Genomic DNA, 25206 nt, shown 5'->3' with positions numbered 1-25206 from the left:
GAGGGAAACACCATGTCTGGACACACACCTTTGCCTTCCGCCCCGATCGACCTGCCCATGTTGCCGTTGCGCGATGTGGTGGTCTTCCCTCACATGGTGATTCCGCTGTTTGTGGGCCGCCCAAAGAGCATCAAGGCGCTGGAGTCGGCCATGGCCGATGAGCGACGGATCATGCTGGTGGCCCAAAAAACGGCAGCCAAGGATGAGCCTGCGGTCGATGACATGTTTGATGTGGGTTGCGTCTCGACCATTTTGCAAATGCTGAAGTTGCCTGATGGCACAGTGAAGGTGTTGGTTGAAGGTCAGCAACGTGCCATGGTCAAGACCATTGTGGACACTGAAGCCCATTTTGTTGCCTCGGTTACGCCTGTTGACCCTGTTTCTGAGCAGTCCGATGACAGCAGTGAAATTGAAGCCTTGCGACGGGCGGTCATGCAACAGTTTGATCAGTACGTCAAACTCAACAAGAAAATCCCACCGGAAATCCTGACCTCGATTTCTAGCATCGATGATCCTGGACGCCTGGCCGACACGATCGCAGCTCACTTGCCGCTCAAGTTGGAAAACAAGCAACAGGTGCTGGACTTGGCCAACATCAAGTCGCGTTTGGAAAACCTGTTTGCTCAGTTGGAGCATGAGGTTGACATTCTGAATGTGGACAAGCGCATCCGTGGCCGCGTCAAGCGCCAAATGGAAAAAAACCAGCGCGACTTCTACCTGAACGAGCAGGTCAAGGCCATCCAGAAAGAGCTGGGTGATGGCGAAGAGGGTGCGGACATCGAGGAAATCGAAAAGAAGATCAAGGCCGCCAAAATGTCGGTCGAGGCCCGCAAAAAAGCCGAAGGCGAGCTCAAAAAGCTCAAACTCATGTCGCCCATGTCGGCCGAAGCCTCGGTGGTGCGCAACTACCTGGACGTGCTCATTGGCTTGCCCTGGGGCAAAAAAACCAAGCTCAAGCACGATCTGGCTAACGCCGAAGAGGTGCTTAATCAGGACCACTTCGGCCTGGACAAGGTCAAAGACCGTATCTTGGAATACCTTGCTGTGCAGCAACGCGTGGACAAGGTCAAGGCCCCCATTCTGTGCCTGGTGGGGCCACCTGGCGTGGGCAAGACTTCGCTGGGCCAATCCATTGCCAAGGCCACGGGGCGGAAATACGTGCGCATGGCTTTGGGTGGCATGCGTGACGAGGCCGAAATTCGTGGTCACCGCCGCACCTACATAGGCGCCTTGCCCGGCAAGGTGCTGCAAAACCTGAACAAGGTGGGCACCAAGAACCCGCTGTTCTTGCTGGATGAGATCGACAAGCTGGGCACGGATTTTCGGGGTGACCCGTCCAGTGCTTTGCTGGAGGTGCTGGATCCTGAGCAAAATCACACCTTCGGTGACCATTACGTCGAGGTCGACTTTGACCTGAGCGATGTGATGTTCGTGGCCACCTCCAATTCGATGAACATTCCCTCGGCCCTGCTGGACCGGATGGAGGTGATCCGTTTGTCCGGCTACACCGAAGACGAAAAAACCAGCATCGCCATGAAATATTTGCTGCCCAAGCAAATGACCAACAACGGGGTGAAAGATACCGAGTTGCAGGTGACCGAAGAAGCCGTTCGAGATGTGGTGCGTTACTACACCCGTGAGGCTGGTGTTCGATCTCTTGAACGCGAATTGGGCAAAATTTGTCGCAAAGTGGTCAAGGGTTTGCTGCTCAAGCAAATGAAGCCTCAGGTGGTGGTGAATGCGGATAAGCTGAGTGAATTCTTGGGTGTCCGCAAATACACCTATGGACGCGCTGAGCAAAAGAACCAGATCGGCCAAGTGGTTGGCTTGGCCTGGACGGAGGTCGGTGGAGATCTGCTGACCATCGAAGCGGCCTTGATGCCCGGCAAAGGCGTGATCACCCGCACCGGTTCGCTGGGCGATGTGATGAAAGAGTCTGTGGAGGCGGCACGTACCGTGGTGCGCAGCCGCTCGCGCCTCTTGGGCATCAAGGACGAGGTCTTTGAGAAGAAAGACCTTCACATCCACGTGCCCGATGGTGCCACGCCCAAGGATGGCCCGAGTGCAGGCGCTGCCATGACCACGGCCATGGTTTCGGCCATGACGGGCATTCCGGTGCGTGCCGATGTCGCCATGACTGGTGAAATCACGCTGCGCGGTGAAGTCACGGCCATTGGTGGTCTTAAAGAAAAATTGCTGGCGGCATTGCGCGGTGGCATCAAGACCGTGCTGATCCCCGAAGACAACGTCAAGGACTTGCAGGACATTCCTGAGAATGTCAAAAATGGTCTGGAAATCGTGCCCGTCAAGTGGATCGACCAGGTACTCGATGTCGCCCTGGTAGCCAAGCCTACCCCTCTGAGCGAAGAAGAAGTTGCTGCCGCTGCTTTGCCATCTGTCGCTCCAACAACCAAGTCAGAGGCGATCAAACATTGATGCAAAAAACGGGCGCTCTGCGAAATGCCCCGATTATTGGGTTACAATTTGCAGCTATTCAGAGGATAAAGTCGATAACGCCAAGTTCACTGAAAGGCGGGAATAGCTCAGTTGGTAGAGCGCAACCTTGCCAAGGTTGAGGTCGCGAGTTCGAGCCTCGTTTCCCGCTCCACTTTTTGTGGGGTTTCTTTTTAAAAGGAAGTTTCACCTTCCTTTTTTTTCGGCGCGATAGCAAAGCGGTTATGCAACGGATTGCAAATCCGTCGAGCCCAGTTCGACTCTGGGTCGCGCCTCCAAATCTCTTCGCTCCAAAAAAGTCCCGCTTCTGGCTGGATTTTTGTTGGGTGAGCCTTAGCCACGTATGAGCTTCTGGATCAGGTCAGCGGTTCCGGTTGCCTGGTATTTGCGCATCAAATTGACCCGATGAATTTCCACTGTTCGGTGGCTGATGCCCAGGGCTTTGCCGATTTCCTTACTGCTCAATCCGTTACTCAGATGGGCTGCGACTTCGCGTTCGCGGGCCGTGAGTTCGGCTTTGACAGGTTTTCGCGCTGACAGGTCTTCGAACGTCCAGATGCCAGCCTCGTGCGGGGCTTGTCGATTCAGGGCACGGCCAGTGACGTGACACCAAAATGTTTCCCCTTTGAATCGGCCATCCACCCGTTTCATCACCCGGTCGTCCGCATAAACCCCATTGGCGTTCAGGATAGGGGCGATTCGCAGGCCCGTGCGCTCGTACTCGTCCGCACTGGGGTAAAGCAACTTAAAACTCTGCCCAATCAGTTGTTCTCGGGTGGTGCCAAACATTTCGCACAGTCGTTGATTGCAATCAACCATGGATCGGTTACGTGAAAGCACCATGCCAATAGGTGCCAAGTCAAAGGCAAGTCGGTAATCGACGTCGTTGGCGGGTTGAGGCATCGGGGCTCACCATTACGAAAAACTACGTAGTTGAATACGTAGTATCGTAGCAACTTCAACCTCTATTGGAGACTCGTGTGAACAAGATTTTTCCTTCCGCAGCCGAGGCTTTGAAGGGCATCGTGGCTGATGGGCAACTCATTGGCGTGGGCGGTTTTGGTCTGTGTGGCATCCCGGAAGCCCTCATTGCGGGTCTGCGCGACAGTGGCGTGCAGAACTTGACCGCGATTTCGAACAACGCGGGCGTGGACGACTTTGGCCTGGGCCTGCTACTTCAGACCCGTCAGATCAAGAAGATGATTTCTTCTTACGTGGGCGAAAACAAGGAGTTCGAGCGCCAGTACCTGGCAGGCGAGCTGGCTTTGGAGTTCACGCCCCAAGGCACGCTGGCCGAGAAGCTGCGTGCAGGTGGTGCGGGCATTCCCGCTTTCTTCACCAAGACCGGTGTGGGCACCTTGGTGGCCGAAGGCAAAGAGCTGCGCGAGTTTGACGGCGAGACTTATGTGATGGAGCGCTCTTTGGTGCCCGACCTGTCTCTGGTCAAGGCGCACCGCGCCGACAAGTCCGGTAACCTGCAGTTCCGCTACACCTCTCGCAACTTCAACCCTGCCGTGGCCATGGCAGGCAAGATCTGCGTGGTCGAAGTTGAAGAGATCGTCGAGACCGGTGAGATGCACCCCGACAGCGTTCACCTGCCAGGCATTTATGTGCACCGTATCGTGTTGAACGCGACACCGGAAAAGCGCATTGAGAAACGCACCATTACAGAAAAGGCGGGCGTATGAAGCCCGCCGTGACAGAAAAAACAGGAGTCTGATATGAGCTGGAGTCAAGACCAAATGGCCGCCCGTGCGGCCCATGAACTGGAAGACGGTTTCTATGTGAACCTGGGCATTGGCATCCCCACGCTGGTGGCCAACTTTGTGCCGGCTGACAAGGAAGTCTGGCTGCAAAGCGAAAACGGCATGTTGGGTATTGGCCCTTTCCCGATCGAAGACGAAGTCGATGCCGACCTGATCAACGCGGGCAAACAGACGGTGACCACCATCAAAGGCTCGTCGATCTTTGGCAGCGAGCTGTCGTTTGCCATGATCCGTGGCGGTAAGATCAACCTGTCGATCCTCGGCGCGATGCAGGTGAGCGAAAAGGGCGATCTGGCCAACTGGATGATCCCCGGCAAGATGGTCAAAGGCATGGGTGGCGCGATGGACTTGGTGGCAGGCGTCAAGCGCGTGATCATCTTGATGGAACACGTGGCCAAGAAAAAAGACGGCACCGAAGACATGAAGATTTTGCCCAACTGCACCTTGCCTTTGACGGGCGTGGGCGTGGTGGACCGCATCATCACGGACCTTGCCGTGATGGATGTGACCGAAGCGGGTCTCAAAGTGGTTGAGTTGGCCCCAGGCGTGACGCCTGAGTTGCTGCAAAGCAAGACGGGTGTGAAATTGCACTTTTGAGCCATCAGGCCCGCATATGACAAAAGGCCCCGAGAGGGGCCTTTTGCTTGACATATAGGTTTGGAGCGGGTGAAGGGAATCGAACCCTCGTTATTTGCTTGGGAAGCAAGAGTCCTACCATTGAACGACACCCGCATTGGTTTGATTCTAATCGCTGAGCATCCACCACCCCCGCGTCTTCAAGGGTTCTAAAAGTTAAGGAGCTTCGTTGAATTCACTGTGATTATTCAAGCCATAGCCAAGTTCAGCTTGCCACAATGAAACAAAATCCTCGCCCGGTAATTGGTGAAGTTACGAAACCCTCGGGCATTGGCCTTGATCAGTTGGATGGCACTGTTGAAGCCTTCTGCACAGGCGTTGCTAATTCCATGCTGACTGTAGTTGAGCAGTCCTTCCTCGTGGCGGCGCAGCATCTTGACGACCTTCTTCACAGGCGCCAGACGGCTTCTCATCGCGTTGCTCGACCAGGCTTTGAAGAATCTTTTGGCAGCGCCCTTGTAGCTGTAGCTCCAGAACTGGCCGAAGTTCTCCTTGATGCGCCAGGCCCTGCTCGTCTTCAAGTTAAGCTGGTTCAAGACCCGAAACGAAACAGCCTCAGCACTTCGACCATCTGGGTATTTCCTCAACCAGGCCCACTTGCTGCCCTTCAAAGGCGAGTCACCTGTCTGGGACAGCTTGCGGTGCTCTTGCTTTCTGACCGCATCCACCGCCTCACCGAGGTACTTGGAGACGTGGAACTTGTCATGCACGATGTCTGCCTGCGGCATGCATTGCCTGGTTGCACTCATGTACGCTGGCCACATGTCCATGGCCACCGCCTTGACCGACGCGCGTTGCGCTGGAGTAAGTGTCTCCAACAGGCTCACGGCCGCCACCAGTTTCCTCTCAGGCACCAAGTCCAGTACGCGCGAGCGGTCAATGTCGGTCAGGATGCTGGCGTAGGTGTGGCCCTTCTCAGAGCTCTTCTCATCTATGCCAAGGTACGTAATCTCTTGCTCCGTACGTCGCAACATGCCGCGCTCCACGGCGCTGACCATGATGGCATTGACCGTACTCCAGGACAACCGGGTCAGCGTACAGACTGCTTGCGTAGTGGGACAGGCCTCAAGCAGCTTGATAACGAAGGCTGCCATCAAGGTGGTCACACGGCTGTAGCGCTGTGCCCATGGCACCGTCAGTTCTTCGACCGTACCGTCACTGAACTTAAGTTGGGGAATACGCGCCTTAATGATGGTCTCGAACTGGCAGGTGTCCAGGTGACGCCACTGGCGCTCGGTCCAGCCATTGATGTGCGCTCTCTTGGTGGCATCGGTGGGGTCGCCCCAGACCTAGCCTTTCTTCAAGACCACTTCAACCACCACGCGCTGGTCGGCCAAGGACAGGTCCACCTTCTTGACCGACCATGGGGCCTTCAGTCCGAGAAGATGCTCATACAGTGCGTTATCTTTCATGTTCAAGTCGGAAATAGTGAATCGCTGGATTGTCCTGCAGCAAGGGGAAAATCACAGTGCAATTGATGAAGAACCAAAGTTAAAATCTGCCCATGCGTTCACCTGTTGTCCAAAACCAAGCCCTCAATTTGCAAGTTTGGTTTTTGACCGTGCTGGCTTGCTACGCGGTGCTGGAGTTGTCTTTCAACCACCGCTTGTTGGAGTTGGCGGGTGACTTGCTGCAGACCACCACCCCAGACCAACTGCACGACATTGAGCTTTGGGGGCGTTTTGTCTCGGGTTTGGGTCTGGCCTTGTTGCTCATGCGCTGGCTCGATCGGTTCGTGAAGTCCAGAATCGTTTTGCTGCTGCTGTGCTGTACGGTGGGTTTGACTACGATGTGGCACCTTCAAAAAGCCTTGGTCGATGCCATCGTCGCTCGTGCGGATCAGCAAGACCTGATGATGAGTTGGCGTTCCCAACTGAGTACGCAAGAGGCGCTGAATGGCCGAATTTTGCTTCGTGGAGAGATCTTGCTGGGAAGCCCTGCGCCAGCCGACATCAGGCCGGTCATGAGTGCCCTTTGGGCATCTTCGGTGGCGGGTTTGTCTCCGGATGATTTGGATTCGAATTCGGGTGCAGCGCAATTGATCAGCGGTTTTTTTGCACCCCAAATCCCCCCCGAACAACTGTCGGCCGCTTACCGAAAGACGGTCATGACACCGGTGGTGCTCGGTGCTTCTTTGTTGTTTGGTTTGCTCAACCTGTGCCAGTTTTTTGCAGGATTTATCGCTTTGGTTTTGAGCTTGGCCCGCTTGGACGCCCTGCTGCAGCGTTGCAAATTTTGGTTGTTGCCGTCCATGATTGCCTTATGCATGGGGCTGAGCTGGTGGCCAGGCAACGTCTGGACGAATTCTCCCGCCTACCAGCTCGTGGCCAGTCCAGCGCTGTGGGCTGACAAACCCTATTTGGCTCCATTTGTGGAGTGGAGTGTGCGAGCAGAGCCCGCTTGGGCGGACTCCGTGGCTTGGGTCCATAGTGTCTTGCTGCAAGACTTTGAGTTCAAAGTGCCATTTCGTGCCTTTTTCAAGACTGACACTTTGCCCTGACTCCCAGGCGACGAGGCGCCCAGGGGCAATGGCCTGGCCTGCATGCCCCTCGGGTGGCTTACTTCAAGATATCGCCCACACAGAGGTACTTGATTTCCACATAGTCTTCCATGCCATGGCGGGAGCCTTCACGCCCCAAGCCTGACTGCTTGACGCCACCAAAGGGTACATGCTCGGTGGCCAAAATGCCCACGTTGATGCCCACCATACCGTATTCCAGCGCTTCGGCCACACGGAAAATGCGGCCCACATCGCGGCTGTAAAAGTAGCTGGCCAAGCCAAACTCGGTGTTGTTGGCCGCATCAATGGCTTCTTGCTCGGTCTTGAACTTGAAGATGGGCGCAAAGGGGCCGAAGGTCTCTTCTTTGGCGCAGACCATGTCAGCCGTGGCATCGGCGATCACCGTGGGCTCAAAAAACTGGCCGCCCAAGCGCTTGCCACCGGTGAGCACGCGGCCACCTTTGGCGATGGCGTCTTGCACGTGGCGCTCGACCTTGTCCAGTGCGGCGGGCTCGATCAGTGGGCCTTGGTTCACGCCGTCTTCAAAGCCGTTGCCCACCTTGGCGGTTTTGACTTTGGCGGCGAACTTGGTGGCGAACGCTTCGTAGACAGCCTCTTGCACATAGATGCGGTTGGAGCAAACACAGGTCTGGCCGGCGTTGCGGTATTTGCTGGCGAAGGCGCCTTCAACGGCGCTGTCGATGTCGGCGTCTTCAAACACGATGAAGGGCGCGTTGCCACCCAACTCCAGAGACATCTTCTTGACGGTGGGGGCCGACTGCGCCATCAAGATGCGGCCCACTTCGGTGGAGCCGGTGAAGCTGATGTGGCGCACCACGTCGCTCGCGCACAGCACCTTGCCCACGGCAATCGAGTTGTCGGCATCGGCTGTGATCATGTTCAGAACGCCCGCGGGAATGCCCGCGCGGATGGCCAGCTCGGCTGCGGCAAGGGCCGTCAGTGGGGTGAGCTCGGCCGGTTTGATGATCACGGGACAGCCCGCGGCCAAGGCCGGTGCGACTTTGCGCGTGATCATGGCCAGTGGAAAGTTCCAGGGCGTGATGGCCGCGCACACACCAATGGGCTGCTTCAAGACCAGCAGGCGGCGGTTGTTGTCGAACTGGGGCAGGGTCTCGCCGTTGACGCGTTTGGCCTCTTCGGCGAACCACTCCACAAAGCTCGCGCCGTAAGCGACTTCGCCTTTGGCCTCGGGCAGGGGTTTGCCTTGCTCGGCGGTCATGATGCGGCCCAAATCGTCTTGGTTGGCCATCAGCAGGTCGTACCACTTGCGCAAGATGATGCTGCGCTCTTTGGCGGTTTTGGCTTTCCAGGCGGGCCATGCTGCGTTGGCTGCGGCAATGGCTTGCTCGGCCTCCGCTGGGCCCAGATTGGCCACATCCGCCAGATGGGCCCCGGTGGCGGGGTCGGTCACGGCAAAACGGCCGCTGCCTTTGACCCATTGGCCGTTGATGAGGGCGTCGGTTTTGAGCAAGCTCGGGTCGTTGAGTTGGGCGAGGGGGGATGTCTTCATGTCCATGGGGGTCTCCAGAAGCTGCAAGTGCAGGTGCTTTTTTGTGTTTGACGGGCAAGCTTAGCGTTTGTGCGTTTCACCGTCTGTCACAAAAGTCTCAAAACCCCGATGTCCAGAGGGCGGCTGGCCATGTGCGAGCCAGAAACTGGCCCTGCCTCAAATCTATAATGGCCGGTTGCATTGAAAGCCTGAACCACCATGAGCCAAGCCTCCATTTCCGTCTCCGACATCCGCAAGACCTTTTTGGACTTTTTTGAGTCCAAGGGCCACACCGTGGTGGCGTCCAGCCCCTTGGTGCCGGGCAACGACCCGACCCTGATGTTCACCAACTCGGGCATGGTCCAGTTCAAGGACGTGTTTTTGGGTTCGGACAAGCGCTCTTATGTCCGCGCTGCCTCGGTGCAAGCCTGCCTGCGCGCCGGTGGCAAGCACAACGACCTGGAAAACGTGGGTTACACCGCCCGCCACCACACCTTCTTCGAGATGCTGGGCAACTGGTCGTTTGGTGACTACTTCAAGCGCGAGTCGCTGGAATGGGCTTGGGAGCTGTTGACCCAAGTCTACAAGCTGCCTGCCGACAAGCTCTACGCCACCGTCTACATGGAAGACGATGAGGCCCATGGCATTTGGGAAGGCATTTTTGTCAAAGCCGGTTGGACGCCTGAGCGCATCCAGGCCGAGAACCGCATCATCCGCATCGGTGACAAAAATGGCCGATACAAGAGTGACAACTTCTGGATGATGGCCGACACGGGCCCTTGCGGTCCTTGCTCCGAGATTTTTTACGACCACGGCGCCCACATTCCTGGCGGCCCACCCGGCAGCCCCGACGAAGACGGTGACCGTTTCATCGAAATCTGGAACAACGTGTTCATGCAGTTCAACATGGACGAAACCGGTGCCGTCACGCCGCTGCCCGCGCCTTGTGTGGACACCGGAATGGGCCTGGAGCGACTGGCCGCCATCTTGCAGCACGTTCACAGCAATTACGAGATCGACATTTTTGACGCGCTGATCAAGGCCGCATCGCGTGAAACAGGTTGCACCGACCTGAACAACAAGTCGCTGCGCGTGATCGCCGACCACATCCGTGCCACCGCATTTTTGGTGAGCGACGGCGTGGTGCCGAGCAACGAGGGCCGTGGCTACGTGCAGCGCCGCATCGTGCGCCGCGCCATTCGCCATGGTTATCTGCTCGGCCAAAAGACCCCGTTCTTCCACAAGCTGGTGCCCGATTTGGTCAAGCTCATGGGCGCGGCATATCCCAACATGGCCGATCAGGCCGATCGCATTGCCGACGTTTTGCGTGTGGAGGAAGAGCGCTTCTTCGAGACTCTCGAAAATGGTATGAAAATTTTGGATCGAGCTACGGATGAGCGTCGCCCGGTGCTACACGACCTAGAGTCATCGTCACCCACCAATGCGATCCATACTGATGTCCTCGTGGATGTGGGTTCTACTGAATCACTTCACTTCGACGGACGCATAAACCTTGAGGGGGATGTCTTAGTCCGCTTCTTTGATGCAGCAAGTGTTTCTGTAACGGACATCGAACGCTTTGCGAATGACGTAGCTCGGACGCCTGATGTTCGCGACGCAATTGCTGTTTTTTGGGGAAATAATTTACCAATTTCTCAGGATGAATTTGGGGGAATTTCATCCCGAAACGGCGTTTCAATTAAAGGACGTGCATATGAAAAATGTGATCGCGTATTGCCTGGGGAGCAGGCGTTCAAACTGCACGACACCTATGGATTTCCACTCGACTTAACAGCAGATGTCTGTCGTGAACGCGGTTGGACTGTGGACGAAGCCGGTTTTGCCACCGCCATGGACAAGCAAAAGGCCCAAGCCCGCGCCGCTGGCAAGTTCAAGATGGACAAGGCGCTCGACTATTCGGGCGAGGGCAACGACTTTGTGGGCTATGAAGATCTGACGGCCAACGCCAAAGTATTGGCTTTGTATGCCGACGGCAACGCAGTGAGCGAGCTCAAATCTGGTCAAGCAGGCGTGGTGGTGTTGGACACGACCCCGTTTTACGCCGAGTCCGGCGGTCAGGTGGGCGACCAGGGCATGATCCACAACGCTGGCGGCCAGTTCAACGTGGCCGACACCCTCAAGATCAAGGCCGACGTGTTTGGCCACCACGGCGAAGTGAAATCCGGCAGCCTGAAGGTGGGCGATGCGGTGCAAGCGCATGTGGACCTGGCTGTGCGCGCTGCCACCGTGCGCAACCACAGCGCCACCCACCTGATGCACAAAGCCCTGCGCGAAGTGCTGGGCAGCCATGTGCAGCAAAAGGGCAGCTTGGTCAATGCCGAGCGCACCCGTTTTGACTTTGCGCACAACGCGCCTGTGACCGACGCCGAAATCCGCCTGATCGAAGCCCAAGTCAACGCCGAAATTTTGGCCAACGCCGCCGCGCAAGCGCGTGTGATGGACATCGAGAGCGCCCAAAAGACCGGCGCGATGATGCTGTTTGGTGAGAAGTACGGCGAGACCGTGCGCGTGCTCGACATTGGCTCCAGCCGCGAGCTGTGCGGCGGCACCCACGTCAAAGCCACGGGCGACATTGGCCTGTTCAAGATCGTGAGCGAGGGCGGCGTGGCCGCAGGCGTGCGCCGCATCGAAGCCGTGACCGGTGCCAATGCTTTGGTTTATTTGCAGTCGCTGGAAGATACCGTGACGCAAGCCGCAGGCACGCTCAAGGCCCAGCCAGCCGAGCTGAACGCCCGCATTGCACAGGTGCTGGACCAGGTCAAAGTGCTGGAGAAGGAACTGGCCGCTGCAAAAGGCAAGCTGGCTTCGGCCCAGGGCGACGAACTGATGACGCAAGCGATTGACATCAAGGGCGTCAAGCTCTTGGTGGCTCAGCTGGAGGGCGCTGACGCCAAGACCTTGCGCGACACCGTGGACAAACTCAAGGACAAGCTCAAGACCGCTGTGGTCTTGCTCACGGCTGTGGATGGCGACAAAGTGCAGATCGCCGCAGGCGTGACTGCCGACACCGTGGGCAAAGTCAAAGCCGGTGAGTTGGCCAGTTTTGTGGCAGGCCAAGTGGGTGGCAAAGGCGGTGGCAAACCCGACATGGCCATGGCCGGTGGCACCAACCCTGCGGCCTTGCCCGCAGCGTTGGCCAGTGTGCGGGCCTGGGTGGCTGAGAGGGTTTGATGCAGGCTGGTTTGCGGTGACTGCTCGCCCGTCAGCCCTGGGCTCAGGGCCGAGGGATTGGCTCCGGCTTGTCTTCAAAATCGCAGCCTAAGCTGACTTTCAAACGAACGGTCTTGCCCCGTGTGCGGGTCCGTGAACAGCACCGATTGGGCCAGCAGCTCCAAGGGTTGGCTGAAGTCTTCGGATGCATTGGGTCCGCGCAAGACTGTGGGGTAGAACTGATCGCCCACTATGGGCATTCCCATAGCCATCATGTGCACACGCAGCTGGTGGCGTTTGCCCGTCACGGGCTCCAGTTGGTAGAGCGCTTTCTCACCCTGAATGCCCAACCGGGTCATCCGGGTTTCGCTGTTGGGCTCGCCTGGTATTTCTTGCATTTTGAAAAAATGCGCGGGGTCTTCGGCCAGGCGGCTGGTGTGCACCCGCGGCAGTGCCAGCTCAGGGCGGTGCGCGGCCACGGCGTGGTAAGTCTTGTGAATGTGGTGGTCACGAAACAGGGCGTGGTAGGCATCGCGTTCGTGCAGGCGTTTGCCAAAGAGCACCAAGCCTGCAGTTTCGCGGTCAATTCGGTGCAGGGGCACCAGGTCGGCATGGCCCGTCAGGCGTTTGAGCTGGACCAGCAGGCATTGCTGTACATAGGGACCAGCCGGGGTCACGGGCATGAAATGGGGCTTGTCGGCCACCAGCAGGTGGTCGTCCTCGAACAAGACCGCCGCTTGCATGGGCAGGCGTGGTTCGTCGGCCACGTTGCGGTAATAAAAGAAGCGCTGCCCAACTTGACAGGCTTGGTCAGCTTGCGCGCTTTGCCCGCTTTCTTGCAGTACCAGCCCTTGCGCCAGACGCTGCGCCCATTCCTCGCGGGGGATGCCGGGCATGCGATGGGCCAAAAAATCGAGCAAGTTTGGCCAATGGCCTGCCGGGACAGCCACCACGCTGGCGCTCACGCCTTCGCGCACGGGCATGTGGGCAACGCGTCCCGAGCGGGTCATGTCAGACCCGGCGGAACACCAGATCCCAAACGCCGTGGCCGAGTTTGAGGCCCCGGTTCTCAAACTTGGTCAAAGGCCGGTAGTCAGGCTTGGCGGCAAATCCATCTGGGGCATCGCTGGTATTGACCAGCAAGGGCTCGGCACGCAGCACACCCATCATCTGCTCAGAATACGGCTGCCAGTCGGTGGCCAAATGCAGGTAGCCGCCGGGTTTGATGTGCTGGGCCAGGCGCTGGATGAAGGGGCTTTGAATCAGGCGGCGCTTGTGGTGGCGGCTCTTGTGCCACGGGTCTGGAAAAAAGATGTGCACACCGTCCAGGCTGTCCGTGCCCAGCATGTGGTCCATGACCTCGATGGCGTCGTGCTGCACGATGCGGATGTTGCCAATGCTTTCCTCGCCGCAGCGCTTGAGTAAGGCGCCCACGCCCGGCTCATGCACCTCGCAGCACAAAAAGTTGTCGCTGGGGCGCACATGGGCGATCTTGGCCGTGGCGTCGCCCATGCCAAAACCGATTTCCAGAATCAGTGGCGCAGCGCGGCCAAAGGCGGCCTGCACATCGAGGCGCTCAGCACTGTAGGGGACCAGAAACTTCGGACCGAACTGCTCAAATGCCCGCATTTGCCCTGAGCCCATGCGCCCGGCACGCAGCACATAGGTTTTGATTTGACGCATGAAGGGGGCGTCAGGTGCAGCCAGCTCGGTGACTGATTTGGAGGCAGGCAGCTGCGGGGCTTTGTCAGGGGTCGTCATGGCGGGTGAGGGCGGGTAAGCGTGCGAGGCGGTGCGCCTCGCAAGGCTGCCATTATCGCGGGTGCTGTGAAGGGTGAGGACTCGAACGTGAAGGCTCAGTTGACCTCGAACGGTTTGACCAACTGAACACCAGCAGGGCATCCCGGTCAAATTTTCAGTCGTTCAGGCGACTCCACCGTTCAGGCGGCGTTGCTGCCAGGCGTGCCATTCGAGGGCTTGACGCTCTTGTCCTGCCAACTGTTCCAGATAGTCGCGCACGGCCTGGTTGAGGCTTTTGCCCATTTTGCGTGCTGTTTCGCGCGCTGATTCTGCGATTCGCTTGTCTATTGACAAGGTAATGTTCATGGTTTGACCACCTTTAAGGCATTGAATTCACACGTATTGTGTGTGAATTGTGCTTTGGGTGCCAACTTGTGGAAACCGCTTTTCCCAATGTCTGGCCGTACAGTGCCGTCCAATGGACCAAAGCCTGCCCGATCGGCGTTTGTTCGGCCATAGCAGGCAACCCCAGTACTTTCGCCGCCGCATTCAGCGCGCGCAGAGGGTCTCGCAAATCCAGCGCCATGGCCCCGTTTTGTTTGCTGAGTTTTTCGCCGTTGTCGCCCAGGACCAAAGGCGTGTGCAGGTAGTGCGGCGCAGGCAGGCCCAAGGCTTGTTGCAGGACGATTTGCCGGGCCGTGTTGTCGGCCAGGTCTTCGCCTCGCACGACATGGGTGATGCCTTGCGCGGCGTCGTCCACCACCACCGCCAGTTGGTATGCCCACAGACCGTCGGCGCGGCGCAACACGAAGTCGCCGACTGATTGGCTCACATTTTGTTGTTGTAGCCCCAAGCGCCGGTCTGGCCAGTGGGTGAGGGTGGGAAGCCCCAGCGTTGCTTGCACGGCCTGCACATTCAGGCGCCATGCCCGAGCGGGTTTGCCGTTCAGACCTGTGCGGCAAGTGCCGGGGTAGACCGCCGTCTGATGGCGACCTACCGATTGAGCTTGGGCCGCTTCAAAGGCGTTTTCGATGTCCTTGCGGGAGCACCCACAAGGGTAGACCCAGCCTTTGTCCGCGAGCGATTGCAAGGCATATTGATACGCCTGTGTGCGTTGGCTTTGCCAAAGCACCGGCCCATCGGGAACCAGGCCGCAGACACGCAGCTGCAGCAAGATGGACTGGTCGGCCCCCGGCACACAGCGAGGCGTGTCTATGTCTTCGATGCGAACACGCCAGTGTCCGCCGTGAGCGCGGGCATCGAGCCAGGCGGCCAGGGCCGCCACCAGAGAGCCAGCATGCAAAAGACCGGTTGGCGAAGGCGCAAACCGGCCTGAGTAAGCCATGGTCATGGAATTCAGCGTTTTTGCAGCACCGCCAAAGCCAGCTCCAAGCCGGAGATGAAAGCGTCTTCGACCCGGTGGCCTAGGCACCAGTCGCCGCACAGGCCAATGCCTTGCTCCTTTGACCATAAGTAGCTTGGACCCAGTGGCTGCGCGGTTTTGGCGAAGAGCCAGCGGTGCACGTCCACGTGCGAGGGGGTGGCACGGATGCCGGTGATTTCGGCAAAGGCCTTGAGCAGCTTCCCGGTGATCCGCTCGGGTGTGTCGTTGACGTGCTCGGCCGACCAAGGAGCGCTGGCCTGCACGGTCCATCGCTCGATGCGCTCGCGCCCGGGTTTGGAGGATTCACGCGCCATCCAGGCGATTCGGTGGTGGGTGCTGCGAGCTGCGTTCCACTGAGGACCCAGGGTGATGAGTCCGGGCTGCACTGCCTGTGGATAAGCCAGCATCAGTGTCCAGCAGGGGTCCATCCGCACATTGGTCAGCGGCTGGGCCAGCTCACCCAGGCCCGATGCCTTGAGCAGGATGCTCGCCTGTGCTGGAGGAATGGCCAGGATAACCTGGTCAAAGCCGGCAAAAACCTGTTGGCCCCCGCCCTCTGTTTCGGCTTGCAGTTGCCAGCCGCCAATTTTCAGTCGGTCGGGCATGAGCTGCATCACGCGGGTTTGCAGCAACACATTCCCGTCCAAGACCAGCGGCTTACCCCAGAATTTGACCAGGTCATTCATCCTTGGTGTGGCCACCCAGTGGCGCTCGCCACCGGGCAAGCCCGCTTCGATCACGCGACCGTTTGGGTCGAGCACCCGCACTGCGTTGGCGCTCCAGGGCTTGCACACACCCGAGGCAGTGCCAATGGCCAGCTCAAAACGCTGGTCGCGCACGGTGAAATACTGTGCGCCGTGGTCAAAGCTGCCAAACGCGCTGGAGCGGGTGGCCATGCGTCCGCCCAGGCCACGGCTTTTTTCGAAAATTGTGACCTTGTGCCCAGCTTGTCGCAGTGTGCGTGCACAGGTAACGCCGGCCATGCCGGCACCAATGATGGCGATATGTAGTGTGGTCATGGGATCACTTTATCCGAGAAATACGTCCATGGGCAGCATGGGTGGGTTATTCCTGATGACTGTTTTGGAGGGGATGCCCCTGGACACAGTGCACTGGTTGTAGCAGGGCCTGGCGCGTGGCGGGTTGCTCCAGTTGTGCCAACCACCAACGCAGGGCTTGGCCGGCGGGCGCTTGGGGGCTGTCGCGCCAGGCGTAATGGCAGGTGTTGTTGCGTGTTGTGAGGACTTGTTTGATCACCAACTGACCGCTGTTGATGTAGGGACGGGCGAGCGATTCGGGCAAAAACCCTCCGCCCATACCCCGCAACTGTGCTTGCAGCTTGCTTTGCATGTCGGGCACGGTGAACACGTCTTGCCCCCCTTGCAAGCCAATGGTCAGGCCTACCCCCCGGCTGACCGAGTCGGCCACGGCCACAGCGCGGTGTTGAGCCACCAGGGCATCGGTCAGAGGCTCTGGAGCGGTTGCCAAGGGGTGGTGCGGGTCTACAGCAAAAACAAAGGTCACCCGACCTAGCTCAAGGTGGTGGATATCTTTGGGTTGCCCCGTCATGGTGACTGCACCCAAAACCAGATCGGCCTGACCCGAGGTCAACGCAGCCAGCGTGCCCGACAAGGTTTCGTAACGCAGACGAAGTCGGGTGGGCGATGCCAGTGCAAAAAAGCTGGCGCACAGGTCCATCACCACGTTGCGCGCAATGATGCTGTCGACCGCCACCGTGAGCACGGACTCCCAACCGGAGGCCACGCGCCGCACGCGGTTGGCGATGGCGTCCAATTCGTCGAGCAGTCGGGAGGCTTCGCGCAACAGTTCGTGACCTGCGGCGGTGGGCACGGCTTGACGAGCGCTGCGGTCAAACAGCAACACATCGAGCGCATCTTCGAGTTGACGAACCCGGTAAGTCAGGGCGCTGGGCACCAGGTTCAGGGCGCGGGCAGCGGCGGCAAAGCTGCCCCGTTGCTCAATGGTCTGGAGCATGAGCAGGGCTTCTGGCGTCAGCCAGTCACGGGGTGTTTGCATGGTTATTGTTTGATCGTTCAATTGGTTTGAATGATGCCAGCAAATCATGGCAACTTTCAAGCAGGCCTGCGGGGCTAAAGTACGAGACATGTCTAAGCACGAACCTTCAAGACTCAACAAGGGCACTCCGATGCTGAACATTCGCAAATCCTCCGAACGCGGCTACGCCGACCACGGCTGGCTGAAGTCTTTTCACAGCTTTTCTTTTGCCAACTACTTTGACCCGGCGCACATGGGGTTTGGCAATCTTCGCGTCATCAATGAAGATCGCATCGACCCCGGTACTGGTTTTGGTACCCACGGCCACCGCGACATGGAAATCATCAGCTACGTGCTCTCGGGCAATCTGGCCCACCAGGACAGCATGGGCAATGTCAAGGGCATCCCGCCCGGTGATGTGCAGCGCATGAGCGCCGGCAGCGGCGTGCAACACAGTGAGTTCAACCACGCCAAAGGCGAGCAGACCCATTTTTTACAAATCTGGATCGAGCCCAATGTGAAGGGCATCGACCCCGGTTACGAGCAAAAGTCAGTGCCCGAAAGCGCCAAACGCGGGCAACTGGCTTTGGTGGCTGCGCCTGGATCGGACGCCCAAGCTGCCGCGCACACGGTTGAAATCCACGCCGACGCCCGCATGTACTCAGCCCTGTTGAATGGCCCGGAAAATGTCGTCTTGCCTCTGCATCCGTCCCGTAAAGCCTATATTTTTTTGGTGCGCGGTGCGCTGAATGTCAATGGCCATGCCCTGATGGCGGGCGACGCGGCCATGCTGCAAGCCGAGTCTTCTTTGGCCTTGCGCGAAGGGCGGGACGCCGAAGTCCTGGTGTTTGATCTGGCTGCCTGAATTTTTGACCCTCTTTCTTTATAGAAGGTGTTTTCTCATGGCTAAAACAGTTGTTGTCTACCATTCCGGCTACGGCCATACCCAGCGCGTAGCGCAATTTGTGGCGCAAGGCGCGAACGCGCAAGTGATCGCCATCGACGCCGACGGCAACCTCACCGACGCCGAGTGGACCGCATTGGATGCCGCCGACGCGATCATTTTCGGCTCGCCCACTTACATGGGCATGGCCTCTTGGCAGTTCAAAAAGTTTGCCGACGCCACTTCCAAGCGTTGGTTCAGCAGCGCCTGGAAAGACAAGGTCGCAGGCGGCTTCACCATTTCCGCCAACCCCAGTGGCGACAAGCTGTCCACCATCCAGTACTTCATCACCCTGGCCATGCAGCACGGCATGCTTTGGGCAGGCCAGTCTGCCATGAATAACGGCACCATCAACCGCATCGGCTCCAACTCCGGCGTGATGGCTCAAGTGGGGCCGACCAGCCCGGCGCAGGACGTCCCTCAGGGCGACCTGGATACGGCCAAAGCGTATGGCGAGCGTGTGGCTGCTGTGGCTGCCAGGTTGCGCGGCTGAACCGCGGAGACCACCCATTAGGCAACCAGCTTGATTGGGGGGCTTTCGGCTTTTTGTAGGTCGTCAGAATTTTCAGCCACACACTTCGCCCCAGCACTTGATACGATGAGGTCATGAAAATCATCACCATGTTGCCCTGGGCCGATTGGCTGGCGCTGCTCACATTTTTTGGTTTATGGGTGGGTTACGCCTGGTTTGCACGCATCAGGGGTAAGCGGGATCGAAGCCTGATTGCCACGACCAACACCTACCGGCAAAGCTGGATGCTGCAAGCCACTGCGCGCGATCCGCGCATGCTGGACGGCTTGATTACCCAGAATCTTTCACAAACCCCTGCGTTTTTCTCGTCCACCAGCATCATCATCATAGGTGGTTTGTTTGCGCTTTTGGGTACGACAAACAAGGCGGCAGAGTTGGTGGGTGAAATTCCATTTGCCCAGCCCACGCCCTTGTTGGTGTTTGAGCTCAAAATTCTCGTTTTGGTGGGTATTTTTGTCTATGCTTTTTTCCGTTTTTCCTGGTCGATGCGGCAGTACACTTTTGTGGCCTTGGTCATAGGTGCCATGCCCTCGCCAGAATCTTTCACCAGAGCAGAGCAGGACAGGCAGCACTACGCTCTGCGGGCGGGTAATCTGGTCAGCGCCGCTGCCGAGACGTTCAATGATGGTTTGCGGGCCTATTACTTTTCCTTTGCCGCCATGGCCTGGTTTTTTTCACCGCTGGCGTTGGTTGTGGCCACTGCGCTGGTGGTACTGATTTTGTATGGACGTGAGTTCCGCTCTGAGGTGTTGCAGGTATTGAGGAATTGAAGCTTATTGGGGCTGAAGTTGTTCAGGGCCGCAGGGGTTGACCTTCTACAATGACAGACTATGTTTGTTCACCTGCGCCTTCACTCTGAATTTTCTGTCGTTGATTCGACCTGTCGCATCGACGAGGTGGTCAAGTCGGCCGCAATGGATGGTCAGCCAGCCCTGGCCATCACCGATCTGAATAACCTGTTTGGAGGCGTCAAGTTCTACAAGGAAGGTAGGGCCAAGGGCGTCAAGCCTATTTTGGGTGCAGAAGTCAACCTGGAGGGCTTGGGCGGTGACCCCGGCGCGTTGAGCCGGGTAGTGCTTTTGGTGCAGAGCCACCAGGGCTATCTGAACATTTGCGAACTGCTGGCTCGTGCCTGGACGCAAAACACGGGCAAGGGCGTGGCCGTGGTCAAGCTGAGTTGGCTCAAGGATCTGGCCGAGGGTCTGATTCTGTTGTCGGGTGCGCAAGCCGGTCCAGTGGGGCAGGCCATCGTGCAGGGCGACGCTGACAAGGCAGCCGATTTGGCGTTGCAGTTGGGCTTGATTTTTCCCCACCGTTTTTATTTGGAGCTGCAACGCGCCGGCCGCCCTGAAGATGAGCTGCAGGTGGCCGGTGCAGTGGTGCTGGCCGCACGCTTGGGGCTACCGGTTGTGGCCACTCAGCCGGTGCAGTTTCTCACCAAAGAAGATTACGAAGCACATGAAGCGCGGGTGTGCATTTCCGAGGGTGAAATTCTGGCTAATCCGCGCCGGGTGCGTCGCTTCACCCGCGAGCAGTATTTCAAGTCGGCCGAGCAGATGTGCGCGCTGTTTGCCGATGTGCCTAGCGCGGTGACCAACACGCTGGAAATCGCCAAGCGCTGCAACCTGACGCTGGTGCTGGGAAAACCCCAGCTGCCCAACTTTCCGATACCGCCTGTCAATGGCGTGGTCATGTCGGTGGATGATTATTTCCGCCACGTCTCGCACGAGGGCCTGAAGGAACGCCTGATCCACTTGTATCCTGACGAAGCCAAACGCGAGTCCGAGCGCCCCCGTTATTTAGACCGACTGGATTTCGAGCTGGGCACCATTCTGAAGATGGGTTTTCCGGGCTACTTCCTGATCGTGGGTGACTTCATTCAGTGGGCCAAGGCCAACGGCTGCCCGGTGGGCCCTGGTCGGGGTTCGGGTGCGGGGTCTCTGGTGGCCTATGCGCTCAAGATCACTGACCTGGACCCACTGCAATACAGTCTGCTTTTTGAGCGCTTTTTGAACCCTGAGCGGGTGTCCATGCCCGACTTTGACATTGACTTTTGCCAAAGTAACCGCGACCGGGTGATCGACTATGTGAAGGATAAATACGGACGCAATGCGGTCTCGCAAATTGCCACCTTCGGCACCATGGCGGCGCGTGCAGTCATTCGTGACGTGGGCCGTGTGCTGGACATGAGTTACACCTTTTGTGATGGCATCAGCAAGCTCATTCCCAACAAACCGGGCGTGTCGGTCACACTGCAATACCCGCCCGCCACAACCAAAGAAGGCGACAAGAACAACTACGCAATCGCCATGGAGCCGATCCTGGCTGAGCGCATCGAACGCGAAGAAGATGTCAAGACACTGATCGAGTTGGCGCAAAAGCTCGAAGGCATGACCCGCAACGTGGGCATGCATGCCGGGGGGGTGTTGATCGCTCCGGGCAAACTGACCGATTTTTGCCCGCTATACCAACAACCAGGCAGTGAGTCTGCAGTCAGCCAGTACGACAAGGACGATGTGGAGTCGGCGGGCCTTGTCAAATTTGACTTCTTGGGCTTGGCCACGCTGACGATTTTGGAGATCGCCCGCGAGTTCATCATGAAGCGGCACAAGGGTCAGGAAAACTTCGCCTTTGAAAACATTGCGCTCGACGATGTGCAAACCTACAAATTGTTTTCGGACGGCAAGACCGAGGCTGTGTTCCAGTTTGAAAGCCGGGGCATGCAGGGCATGCTGCGCGACGCGCGTCCGAGTCGCCTCGAAGATTTGATCGCACTGAATGCGCTCTACAGGCCGGGCCCCATGGACCTGATCCCCAGTTTTGTGGCGCGCAAGCACGGGCGCGAAGAGGTGGAGTACCCGCATCCGGCAGTGGCCGAGATGTTGAGCGAGACCTACGGCATCATGGTCTACCAGGAGCAGGTGATGCAGACCGCTCAGATCCTGGGTGGTTACTCGCTCGGTGGCGCGGACTTACTTCGCCGCGCCATGGGCAAGAAAAAAGCCGAAGAAATGGCCGAGCACCGCGAGAAGTTCCGTGCGGGAGCTTTGGCCACACACAAAATTCCTCAGGACAAAGCCGACGAGGTCTTTGACCTGATGGAAAAGTTTGCCGGCTACGGTTTCAACAAGTCGCACGCTGCGGCTTATTCTTTGTTGGCCTACCACACAGGCTGGCTCAAGGTGCACTACACGGCCGAGTTCTTCTGCGCCAACATGACCGTGGAAATGGACGATACCGACAAACTCAAGGTGCTTTACGAAGATGCCTTGAAGTTCGGCATGACCTTTGACCCTCCCGATGTGAACCGTGGTCATTACCGTTTCGAGCCAGTCACTGACAAAGTGATCCGTTACGGCCTGGGCGCGATCAAGGGCACGGGGCAACAGGCCATCGAGGCCATCGTGGCCGCACGGCAAGAGGGTGGGCCATTCACCAGCTTGTTTGACTTTTCTGTGCGTGTCGACCGCACCCGCATCAACAAGCGCACGGTGGACGCGCTGATCAAGGCCGGTGCTTTTGATTCCTTGCACATGAACCGGGCGGCCTTGTCGGCCAGCATTGATCGGGCATTTGAGTTTTCCAACGCCACCACGGCCAATGCCAACCAAGGTGGATTGTTTGACATGCTGGGCGACGACTCGCATGGCTCCAGCACGCAAGAGCCCGACTTGGTCGATGTCATGCCCTGGGGCATCAAGGAGCGCCTGCTGCTCGAAAAAACAGCCGTGGGCTTCTTTCTGTCCGGCCATTTGTTTGACGCGGTCGAGCGCGAGGTGCGCCAGTTTGCGCGCAGCAAGATCGACGATTTGATCGACAGCCGCGATTCCATGGTGTTGGCGGGCATCGTGAGCGATTTGCGCATCATCAATAGTCAGCGCGGCAAGGTGGCGATTTTCAAACTGGATGATAAATCTGGTGTGATGGAAGCTACAGCCGACGAGTCCTTGATTCATTCTGCCAAGCACCTGCTCAAAGATGACGAACTCATCATCGTTAAGGCCAAAATGCAGACCGACCGGTTTTCGGGAGGCTTTCGCCTCAAGGTCGAGCAGATCATGGACTTGGGTGCTGCCCGTTGCCGATATGGCAAATACCTGCGCGTGGCGGTCAATGGCCGCGCGCCCGACATCGCCCGCTTGGTCAGAGAATTCCCCGCGCAGCGCGAACAAACCGAGCAAGGTGACTTGGTCAGAGGCTTGACAGTGCGCTTGGTGCTGGAGCGGCGTCATGACGACTTGGCTGCCCGAGCCGAGCTGGTGCTGGGCGAAGCCGCTAAATTTTTCCCCAGCGATGCCGCATTGGCCTGCTGGATGGCGCAAGCCGACCAGGGGCAGGCCCGCATTGTGTACGACTGAGAATTGCCTTTTGAGCCTGGGTAACTCAGATGGGGGTACTTTTTGTTGACCTGGTTCAGGTGCCTGGCTTGTGGTCTATCGAGCTTCGGGCGAGGCGTTTTGATTCGTGTTGGCGGCATTGCTGTTGCCGGTATTGCTCAATGCATTGTTGTTTTGATTGACGGTGTTGTTGCCGGTGATTGAGCCGAAGTTGGGGCTGCCTGCCATCACCCCTGTGTTGACCATGGGTCTGACCACAGGCGTTCTGGGCGTTGGCGTGTTGTAGGTGGTCATCGTTGGCGCTTGTCCTTCTTTGCCCAAAGATTCATAGAGTTTTGCCATCAATTCTGGGTTGCCCGCAATCTTGGCCTCAATAGCGCCTTCCAGGATGGATGAAATCTCCAGTGTCAAGGCACTGCCCAGCCAATTGGGGCTGTTGGCCAACAGGGTCGACAATTGCACATCGGTGCAGCTGGCGGCATGGCGCTCGAGCCAGTCCCTGGCCAATTGGGCACGCAATTGCGGGCCGTGTGTTCTCAGTGCAAGTGATTTGAATTGGGCGACAAAACAGGTTTTGACGACTGGGTTTTTGGCCCAGACAGAGGGCGATGTCCCCAGTAAAAGAGCGCTGATCAGCCAGGTAGCGAAGGTTTTCATTTTCATGGAGCAGTGACGGCCTACATTGTGAGGCGAGTGGACCCAGCCTGATTTCAACTCAGATTCTTTGGATTCGACACGAAACCCGTGTTGTTGAGATTTCTCGACGCTGTTTGGAGACTTATTTAGATTGAAAGTATTCAATCAAGTGGCCTGAAGCCCAATACGATCAATGGCGGCACACGCCCGTCTGTGTCTTTGGGCAGGATTCCGGTTTTGTCGATCGCCCTGAGGACTGCTTCATCCCAGGCTTTGTTGCCACTGGATTGGACAATTCTGTGGCTTTGGATGGTGCCATCGGGTGCCACGCGAACCTCGACTTCGGCCCGTGGGTTGCCCACCACATCGCCTGGATAGGTGATGTTGGGTTTGATGCGACCCACCAAGCGGCCAGCATAAGTGGCCGAAGGGCCCGACGATTTGAGTGCTGTCCCGGTGGCATTTTCACCGCCCGAGGCACCCGCCAGGCCTTGCAAGCGCTTGAGGTTTTCTTGGCGTAGGGCGTCTGCCCTGGAAGCTTCGGCTTTCGCGGCTTTTTCAGCCTTGTCTTGATCAGCGGCTTTCTTTTTGTTCCGCTCTTTGTCTTCTTGGGCCTTTTTTTCTTTGGCGAGTTTCTCTTTTTCGAGTTTCTCTTTTTCGAGTTTGGCTTTTTCGGCCTTGGCTTTTTCCAACTTTTCTTTGGCCGCTTTTTCTTTGATGGCCTTCTCTTTCTCGGCTTTTTCCTTGTTGGCCTTCAGTTTTTCAGCTTCCTTTTTCTTTTCGTCCAATTTCTTTTTTTCCAGAGCAATTTGCGCGTCTTTTAAGGCCAATGTAGGATCAGGTGCGGGAGGTGGGGGCGGTGTGGGTATGGCGGGCGGCGTGGGTTGGGGTTCCTGCACTGGCAAGGGCTCCGGCTGGGGCAGCGGCTCTTGCAAGCGAGGGGCGGCTGCTTGCGGCACGGCAGACCACAACTCGGCTTCGGATTGCAGGGTTTGAGGTTGGGTTTTCCAAGTTGTGGCCAAGCCCAAAGCCAAGAACAATAAAGAATGTGCAACAATGGCGACCAGCCATGCTCGGCCCATGCCCGGCGGCTCAGGGGGCGCAAATTCGAGGTGAGGCGTGGCCTTGGCGGTCAAACCCGAGTCCTTTTCAAGGTGCCAGTTGAACCGACAAGCCGACGCGAGCAATGCCCGCACGCTGCAGGCTGTCCATGACTTTGACCACGACTTCATACTTGACGCTGCGGTCCGCGCTGATGACCACAGCGGTGTTGGTGTCGTCGCCCACCAAGCGTTTGACACTGGCGGCGGCGTTGCCCAAAGTGGCGCTGTCGGTCTTGCCGTCGCTGACCAGTTCCAGTCGCTCGTCTTTTTGGATCACCACCTGGACCACTTTGTCGGGCTGCTTGGCGGCTTTGCCCACACTGGGCAAATCGACCATGCTGGGGGTGATCATGGGGGCGGTGACCATGAAGATGATCAGCAGCACCAGCATCACATCGATGAAGGGCACCATGTTGATCTCGGAGATGGTGCGGCGACCGCGGCTTCGGGAAGAGGGGGATGGCATGGCGCACTCCGA

19 protein-coding genes, 3 tRNA genes and 3 pseudogenes are annotated in these 25206 nt (G+C 57.9%); 12 read left to right on the top strand and 13 right to left on the bottom strand.

Annotated features, from left to right (window positions below; all coding sequences use genetic code 11):
• The first annotated feature begins 12 nt into the window (after positions 1–12).
• The 3 genes from lon (at position 13) to HEQ17_RS06885 (ending at position 2732) form a co-directional block, all read left to right on the top strand.
• Positions 13–2436: an endopeptidase La gene (gene lon, locus HEQ17_RS06895; protein WP_296292045.1), complete on the top strand. Its 2424-nt coding sequence runs from the start codon at positions 13–15 to the stop codon at positions 2434–2436.
• A 96-nt stretch (positions 2437–2532) separates the two neighbouring features.
• Positions 2533–2608: transfer RNA gene (locus HEQ17_RS06890), tRNA-Gly, on the top strand.
• A gap of 50 nt (positions 2609–2658) precedes the next feature.
• Positions 2659–2732 (top strand) — tRNA-Cys (locus tag HEQ17_RS06885).
• Between the two features lie 55 nt (positions 2733–2787).
• Here the strand turns inward: HEQ17_RS06885 and HEQ17_RS06880 are convergent.
• Complete coding sequence (locus HEQ17_RS06880; protein WP_296292044.1) at positions 2788–3357, bottom strand: LuxR C-terminal-related transcriptional regulator; 570 nt, start codon at positions 3355–3357, stop codon at positions 2788–2790.
• A gap of 77 nt (positions 3358–3434) precedes the next feature.
• Between HEQ17_RS06880 and HEQ17_RS06875 the strand changes: the two genes are divergently transcribed.
• Positions 3435–4142 (top strand): CoA transferase subunit A, encoded by a 708-nt coding sequence (locus HEQ17_RS06875; protein WP_296292043.1) that lies wholly within the window; start codon positions 3435–3437, stop codon positions 4140–4142.
• Positions 4143–4175: 33 nt separating this feature from the next.
• The gene (locus tag HEQ17_RS06870) at positions 4176–4817 is read left to right on the top strand and encodes a 3-oxoacid CoA-transferase subunit B (protein ID WP_296292042.1); all 642 of its coding nucleotides are present in this window, start codon (positions 4176–4178) and stop codon (positions 4815–4817) included.
• A gap of 61 nt (positions 4818–4878) precedes the next feature.
• Here the strand turns inward: HEQ17_RS06870 and HEQ17_RS06865 are convergent.
• Positions 4879–4952, bottom strand: a tRNA-Gly gene (locus HEQ17_RS06865).
• A gap of 92 nt (positions 4953–5044) precedes the next feature.
• Positions 5045–6268, bottom strand: a pseudogene (locus HEQ17_RS06860) (ISL3 family transposase).
• Between the two features lie 92 nt (positions 6269–6360).
• Here HEQ17_RS06860 and HEQ17_RS06855 point away from each other — a divergent pair.
• The gene (locus tag HEQ17_RS06855) at positions 6361–7356 is read left to right on the top strand and encodes a hypothetical protein (RefSeq protein ID WP_296292041.1); all 996 of its coding nucleotides are present in this window, start codon (positions 6361–6363) and stop codon (positions 7354–7356) included.
• 58 nt (positions 7357–7414) lie between these two features.
• Here HEQ17_RS06855 and HEQ17_RS06850 read toward each other — a convergent pair whose 3' ends face one another.
• On the bottom strand, positions 7415–8893 hold the full coding sequence (locus HEQ17_RS06850) for an NAD-dependent succinate-semialdehyde dehydrogenase (protein ID WP_296292040.1): 1479 nt from the start codon (positions 8891–8893) through the stop codon (positions 7415–7417).
• Between the two features lie 207 nt (positions 8894–9100).
• Between HEQ17_RS06850 and alaS (HEQ17_RS15985) the strand changes: the two are divergent.
• Together alaS (HEQ17_RS15985) and alaS (HEQ17_RS15980) are read left to right on the top strand one after the other, a co-directional pair.
• Positions 9101–10255: pseudogene (alaS, locus tag HEQ17_RS15985) on the top strand (alanine--tRNA ligase); the annotation flags it as partial.
• 339 nt (positions 10256–10594) lie between these two features.
• Positions 10595–12058 (top strand): annotated as a pseudogene (gene alaS / locus HEQ17_RS15980) (alanine--tRNA ligase); the annotation flags it as partial.
• A 74-nt stretch (positions 12059–12132) separates the two neighbouring features.
• On the opposite strand, the gene HEQ17_RS06840 reads toward alaS (HEQ17_RS15980), so the two are convergent.
• The 6 genes from HEQ17_RS06840 to HEQ17_RS06815 form a co-directional block, all read right to left on the bottom strand.
• Positions 12133–13047: a pseudouridine synthase gene (locus HEQ17_RS06840; RefSeq protein ID WP_296292039.1), complete on the bottom strand. Its 915-nt coding sequence runs from the start codon at positions 13045–13047 to the stop codon at positions 12133–12135.
• Position 13048: 1 nt separating this feature from the next.
• On the bottom strand, positions 13049–13798 hold the full coding sequence (gene trmB / locus HEQ17_RS06835) for a tRNA (guanosine(46)-N7)-methyltransferase TrmB (protein ID WP_296292038.1): 750 nt from the start codon (positions 13796–13798) through the stop codon (positions 13049–13051).
• 162 nt (positions 13799–13960) lie between these two features.
• On the bottom strand, positions 13961–14143 hold the full coding sequence (locus HEQ17_RS06830; RefSeq protein ID WP_296292037.1) for a DUF6364 family protein: 183 nt from the start codon (positions 14141–14143) through the stop codon (positions 13961–13963).
• A 13-nt stretch (positions 14144–14156) separates the two neighbouring features.
• Positions 14157–15128 (bottom strand): tRNA glutamyl-Q(34) synthetase GluQRS, encoded by a 972-nt coding sequence (gene gluQRS, locus HEQ17_RS06825; protein ID WP_296292036.1) that lies wholly within the window; start codon positions 15126–15128, stop codon positions 14157–14159.
• 5 nt (positions 15129–15133) lie between these two features.
• Positions 15134–16180, bottom strand: a complete 1047-nt coding sequence (locus HEQ17_RS06820; protein ID WP_296292035.1) for an FAD-dependent oxidoreductase — start codon at positions 16178–16180, stop codon at positions 15134–15136.
• Between the two features lie 46 nt (positions 16181–16226).
• The gene (locus HEQ17_RS06815; protein WP_296292034.1) at positions 16227–17198 is read right to left on the bottom strand and encodes a LysR family transcriptional regulator; all 972 of its coding nucleotides are present in this window, start codon (positions 17196–17198) and stop codon (positions 16227–16229) included.
• 130 nt (positions 17199–17328) lie between these two features.
• Here HEQ17_RS06815 and HEQ17_RS06810 point away from each other — a divergent pair, with 130 nt between their 5' ends.
• The 4 genes from HEQ17_RS06810 (at position 17329) to dnaE (ending at position 23010) form a co-directional block, all read left to right on the top strand.
• Positions 17329–18042: a pirin family protein gene (locus tag HEQ17_RS06810; RefSeq protein ID WP_296293695.1), complete on the top strand. Its 714-nt coding sequence runs from the start codon at positions 17329–17331 to the stop codon at positions 18040–18042.
• A 37-nt stretch (positions 18043–18079) separates the two neighbouring features.
• On the top strand, positions 18080–18613 hold the full coding sequence (locus tag HEQ17_RS06805) for a flavodoxin family protein (protein ID WP_296292033.1): 534 nt from the start codon (positions 18080–18082) through the stop codon (positions 18611–18613).
• Between the two features lie 113 nt (positions 18614–18726).
• The gene (locus tag HEQ17_RS06800; RefSeq protein ID WP_296292032.1) at positions 18727–19422 is read left to right on the top strand and encodes a DUF599 domain-containing protein; all 696 of its coding nucleotides are present in this window, start codon (positions 18727–18729) and stop codon (positions 19420–19422) included.
• Positions 19423–19482: 60 nt separating this feature from the next.
• Positions 19483–23010, top strand: coding sequence for a DNA polymerase III subunit alpha (dnaE, locus tag HEQ17_RS06795; protein ID WP_296292031.1), 3528 nt, complete (start codon positions 19483–19485; stop codon positions 23008–23010).
• Between the two features lie 75 nt (positions 23011–23085).
• Here the strand turns inward: dnaE and HEQ17_RS06790 are convergent, their stop codons facing one another.
• The 3 genes from HEQ17_RS06790 to HEQ17_RS06780 form a co-directional block, all read right to left on the bottom strand.
• Positions 23086–23646 (bottom strand): hypothetical protein, encoded by a 561-nt coding sequence (locus tag HEQ17_RS06790; RefSeq protein ID WP_296292030.1) that lies wholly within the window; start codon positions 23644–23646, stop codon positions 23086–23088.
• 140 nt (positions 23647–23786) lie between these two features.
• A complete protein-coding gene (tolA, locus tag HEQ17_RS06785; protein WP_296292029.1) occupies positions 23787–24761 on the bottom strand; it encodes a cell envelope integrity protein TolA in 975 nt (324 codons plus the stop codon).
• Positions 24762–24774: 13 nt separating this feature from the next.
• Positions 24775–25194 (bottom strand): biopolymer transporter ExbD, encoded by a 420-nt coding sequence (locus HEQ17_RS06780; protein ID WP_296292028.1) that lies wholly within the window; start codon positions 25192–25194, stop codon positions 24775–24777.
• Positions 25195–25206 lie beyond the last annotated feature (12 nt).

The sequence above is a fragment of the Limnohabitans sp. genome (genome assembly GCF_023910625.1).
In the GTDB taxonomy this organism is placed as follows: Bacteria; Pseudomonadota; Gammaproteobacteria; order Burkholderiales; family Burkholderiaceae_C; genus Limnohabitans_A.
Note: the sequence above shows the minus strand (reverse complement) of the source record. Positions and strands in the feature narration are given on the sequence as shown.